The 4151-nt window shown below is 61.6% G+C and carries 5 protein-coding genes; 1 reads left to right on the forward strand and 4 read right to left on the reverse strand.

Going from position 1 to position 4151, the window contains the following annotated elements; genetic code table 11:
* The first annotated feature begins 199 nt into the window (after positions 1-199).
* Positions 200-1153, forward strand: coding sequence for a ribose-phosphate pyrophosphokinase (locus NWI01_RS02360; protein ID WP_181410343.1), 954 nt, complete (start codon positions 200-202; stop codon positions 1151-1153).
* Positions 1154-1357: 204 nt separating this feature from the next.
* Here the strand turns inward: NWI01_RS02360 and NWI01_RS02365 are convergent, their stop codons facing one another.
* The 4 genes from NWI01_RS02365 to NWI01_RS02380 form a co-directional block, all read right to left on the reverse strand.
* Positions 1358-1816: a hypothetical protein gene (locus NWI01_RS02365; protein ID WP_141382350.1), complete on the reverse strand. Its 459-nt coding sequence runs from the start codon at positions 1814-1816 to the stop codon at positions 1358-1360.
* Between the two features lie 400 nt (positions 1817-2216).
* Complete coding sequence (locus tag NWI01_RS02370; RefSeq protein WP_141382351.1) at positions 2217-3104, reverse strand: hypothetical protein; 888 nt, start codon at positions 3102-3104, stop codon at positions 2217-2219.
* A 239-nt stretch (positions 3105-3343) separates the two neighbouring features.
* Positions 3344-3679 carry a hypothetical protein gene (locus tag NWI01_RS02375; RefSeq protein WP_141382352.1) on the reverse strand — a complete coding sequence of 112 codons (336 nt, stop codon included), beginning with the start codon at positions 3677-3679 and terminating at the stop codon, positions 3344-3346.
* 199 nt (positions 3680-3878) lie between these two features.
* Positions 3879-4151: hypothetical protein (locus NWI01_RS02380; RefSeq protein WP_141382353.1), on the reverse strand; the 273-nt coding region annotated here is incomplete at its 5' end.

Genomic DNA, 4151 nt, shown 5'->3' on the forward strand with positions numbered 1-4151 from the left:
ACACTTTTCCTCATCCCGCTCTAGGGCAGGGCTTTTTTCGCCGACTTTCCGATTCCGCACGATCCGCGCCGGATTCCGCGAGCGGCGTATTGCCAGACTTGGCTACTCCTTGATACACCGCCTCCGTCGGAATCGGAGAGGTTCTCCTGGAGACGGGATGTTGAACGTTGTATCCACCACATCGCGGGGAGACGCGTCGATGTCCGCCAAGAACGGCGCCGTCAAGCTGGTCGCCGGCAACTCCAATCCGGTGCTGGCGCGGGAAATCGGCAGATGGCTCGGGCTTGAACTCACGAAGGCCAGCGTCCGTCGCTTCGCTGACAACGAGATCTTCGTCGAAGTTCTGGAGAATGTACGCGGCTCGGACGTCTACGTGATCCAGTCGACCTCGTATCCGACCAACGACCATCTGATGGAGCTTTTGATCATCACGGATGCGCTGCGCCGAGCCTCGGCGCGCCGGATTACCGCGGTGATTCCCTATTTCGGCTATGCGCGGCAGGATCGAAAGGTCGGTTCGCGCTCGCCGATCTCGGCCAAGCTGGTGGCCAACCTGATCACGCGCGCCGGAACGGATCGGGTGCTGACGCTCGATCTGCATGCGGGGCAGATTCAAGGCTTTTTCGATATTCCGACCGATAACCTCTACGCGTCTCCGGTAATGGTCCGCGACATCAAGGAACGGTTCGAACTCGGCAAGCTGATGGTGGTGTCGCCCGACGTTGGCGGCGTGGTGCGCGCGCGGGGGCTTGCCAAGCGCATCAGCGCGCCGCTGGCGATCATCGACAAGCGCCGCGAGCGCGCCGGCGAGTCCGAGGTCATGAACGTGATCGGCGACGTTGCGGGCTATACCTGCATTCTGATCGACGACATCGTCGATTCCGGCGGCACCCTGGTCAACGCCGCCGACGCGCTGCTCGCCAACGGCGCGCAGGAGGTCTATGCCTACATCACCCACGGTGTGCTGTCCGGCGGCGCCGCCGCGCGCATCGCCGGCTCAAAACTGAAAGAGCTGGTCATTACCGACTCGATCCAGCCGACCGACGCCGTGAGCAAGACCGGCAACATCCGCCTGCTGTCGATCGCCGGATTGATCGGCGAAGCGATCCGCCGCACGGCTGCCGAACAATCGGTATCCAGCCTGTTCGACTGAACGGCAAAGCCGAACACGGACATTAGAGCATCGGACCCGAAAGTGGGAACCGGTTTCGGGATAAATCCGATGCTCTATCAATTAACTGGAGCGGCGGCGCTGATTCCATTTGACCGGCGGCCGCTCTAAAGTCTGATCCAAACATAATCTGGATCAAACTTTAATGCCTTCGCCGCAGGAGCATGATTCCTGAGCGGATAGGCGCTACTCGCTGCGCAGGTTCTCTGCCGTGCGTTTCCATTGCGCGACGTTGTCCGCGATGATCCGGGTCGACTTCATCGCGGCCTGGCTCAACTGGGCATAGCCCGAGATTTCGCGCTGAACCCTTTGTCCTTCCGCATGAAGCAGGTCCCGGAGGCTCTCAAGTTCGGTGACGAGGTTCTCGATCTCGGCGAGCGAAGTTCCGGCGACGCGCTGGATCAGCGAGTTGACGTTGTTGACCGTCGCTTCCGTGCTCGGCTCCAGCTTGGTGTCGGCGTTCGGAGCGCTGGCGGCGCTCGGAGCACCGGGGGCGGGCGCGGCACCGGCGGCAGGCCGGCGCAGATAGGCGATGTCGTTGCGCACGAAATCGCGAATACCCGCTTCCACCTCGGAGACGGCGGCGAGGTTCGAGTCGGTTTCGGGCGCGCTTGTTTCGGCTGTTTCAGATGGAGTGGCGTTCATCGGCTTGTTCCCTGTTTCGCATTGAGCGAGCGCGGAAGTCCCCCGCACGACGAGTTTATACTAGAGCATTTTCGCTCCTGATTGAATCGGAAGCGAAGCCTTGGATTATTGTTTGACGCGTTTTCTTCACACGAACCGGACCGGTATCCATCACGGGCAACGCCCGATGACGTGCTTGACTGAAAAACGGCGAGAGCATTTTCCGGCTAAGTGGAATCCGGTTAGCCGCAAGAAAATGCGCTCAATCAAAAACTTGCGCGTATTCTGATCGCAAAACCGGTATCCACTTTTGCGGAATACGCGCTAAAGCGCTGCTATCAGGACTGTCGATTTTGACGACATCGGGGCCGATCTGCGGCGGGCAGCGTTGAATCCTTGAAATCAGCCCGCCCGGCGGGGGTCACCACGTGCGCTTGAACGCTGCGGTCAGGCTCGCGTTCAGCGGTCCTTGCGGCGTTTCACTCACCGCGCCGGTGATGCTGATGCCGTCGGACAGCTTTTGCTCGGCGCCGATCCGGCGAAGCCATTTATTATCGGTTGATGAAAGCGACTGCCCGGCGATCAGGCTGGTGCCGGTGTCGGTGACGCTCAACCTGGCCGAATGGTCGGTATTGTGATGTCGCGTTCCCTTGATGCCCGGGACCGACAACGCGTCCTGTTGAATGACGTTGTAGCCGTTTCGAAGGGTCAGCGCGTAACGGCCGTCGCTGAGAGGCAGCGATTTGCTGAGCGAGGTATCGAGCATGGTCTGATCGCGGGCGGGATCGATCCGCGCTTCAAGCGCGGTCTTGTCCCATATCCGCCCCAGGCCGGGCGCGGTAACGGCGGCCCATGCCTGACCCGAGGACCGCGATGGGGGAGCATTGGTTGCAAGTCTGCCCGCCGCTAGTTCCGAAGCCGTCAGCGGCGACGGTTGGCGAATGACGGTCAGGTCGGTTCCGACCTGCGCGTTCCAGAGCGATGAAACCGAACGTTTCGCGGTAAGGGCGGCGGAGCCGTCCGCCTTGTCATGTGAGGTCCAGGCGAGACCTGCGCCGGATGCGGCGGGGGTCGAACGCTGTGAACGAAGGACTTGCGGCGGCATGTCCTCCGTCAGGGTGAAGCCATCGACATCGAGCTGTCTCCAGTCGATGTCGGAATCTCCGGGCTGCTCGCCAGGGGACGCGACTAGTTCCGACCGGTTGCCGGGCGTCTCGGGCGCTTCCGATCGCGCCGGCAATGTCCCGGCCGTCCAGCCGGCAGCAGCCACCAGAAGCAGCAAATCCGCAAGTCGCATTATTGAAGCCATGGTTCCGCCAGCCCGCCGATTCCGAAGCCGCACATTGCCGCCGCGTTCGTTCGAAATTATGGCGCGCGTGGAAGTACACGTCGGCGTGAAGTCTTATACGATCATTATGGTGAATCCTGCCTCGTCCGCAGCCGCGCGGTGCTGCCTTAATCGATGCCGCGGAACGCCACGCGGTCAAATGCGCGCTGAAATCGGAACTGAAGGTGTTGAAGCGGACGCGGCGAGAGCACCGTGCGTATTCAGCTCTTCCCGGCTTTCCGTTTCGATGTTTTGACGGATTTTTTCTTCGGCGTTGCGGCCTGTTCCGTCGCGAGTCTATCGGCCGTCCGCCGCATCGCGCGTGCATAGCTGTCGGCGGCGTTGTCGGCGGACATCTGCATTCGCCTTGCGGCGGCGGCGCCTTCCTCGAACGCATGCTTCGCCATCTGTCGCAGGCGCTGCCTGCCGGCGGCATCCTTCGCCTTGGCGGCGAGGGCGAGATAGCGGTCACGCCGCGCCTTGACCGCGGCGATCAGGCTTTTGTGTTGCTGCTTCGCAAGCCGCCGGATGATGACGTCGAGATCGGCGTCCGCCATGGGTGTCCTTGTTTGATGAAATTTGAATAGGGTGCCGCGCGCTCTAAACCTTCACGTGAAGGAGTGATAGCAGTAGAGCAAGCTTTTGATGAGAGCTATTTTTTATGCCTTACAGCCTCGGAGGATTGAGCCCATCGTGGGTGAACACTCTGCTAGAGTATGTCAAAAGGCATAAAACATCTCTGCAGTGATCGTTCTGCTAGCGTTTTCGATTGTCCTTCCACCCGCCTCGTTTTCCCGGTGCGCCGCCGCTCGATCGCGGGCGGGGGCCGAACTCCGGGCCGGCTTCGCGCGAGGAGGTGGGCTGATAGATGCGGCTTTCCGTTCCCGGTCCCATTTCATCCAGCGTGGGCTTGCGCGGCTGCGGCCGCGCGCCGGTCGGCTTGACCTCGTGCCAGGTGGCGATGCCCATCTCGTCGAGCGAGGGCTTGTGGACTTTCGAGTTTGTCACCCCACCCCGCGCGCCGGAGGC

This window comes from Nitrobacter winogradskyi, assembly GCF_006539545.1.
GTDB classification, from domain to species: Bacteria; Pseudomonadota; Alphaproteobacteria; order Rhizobiales; family Xanthobacteraceae; genus Nitrobacter; species Nitrobacter winogradskyi_A.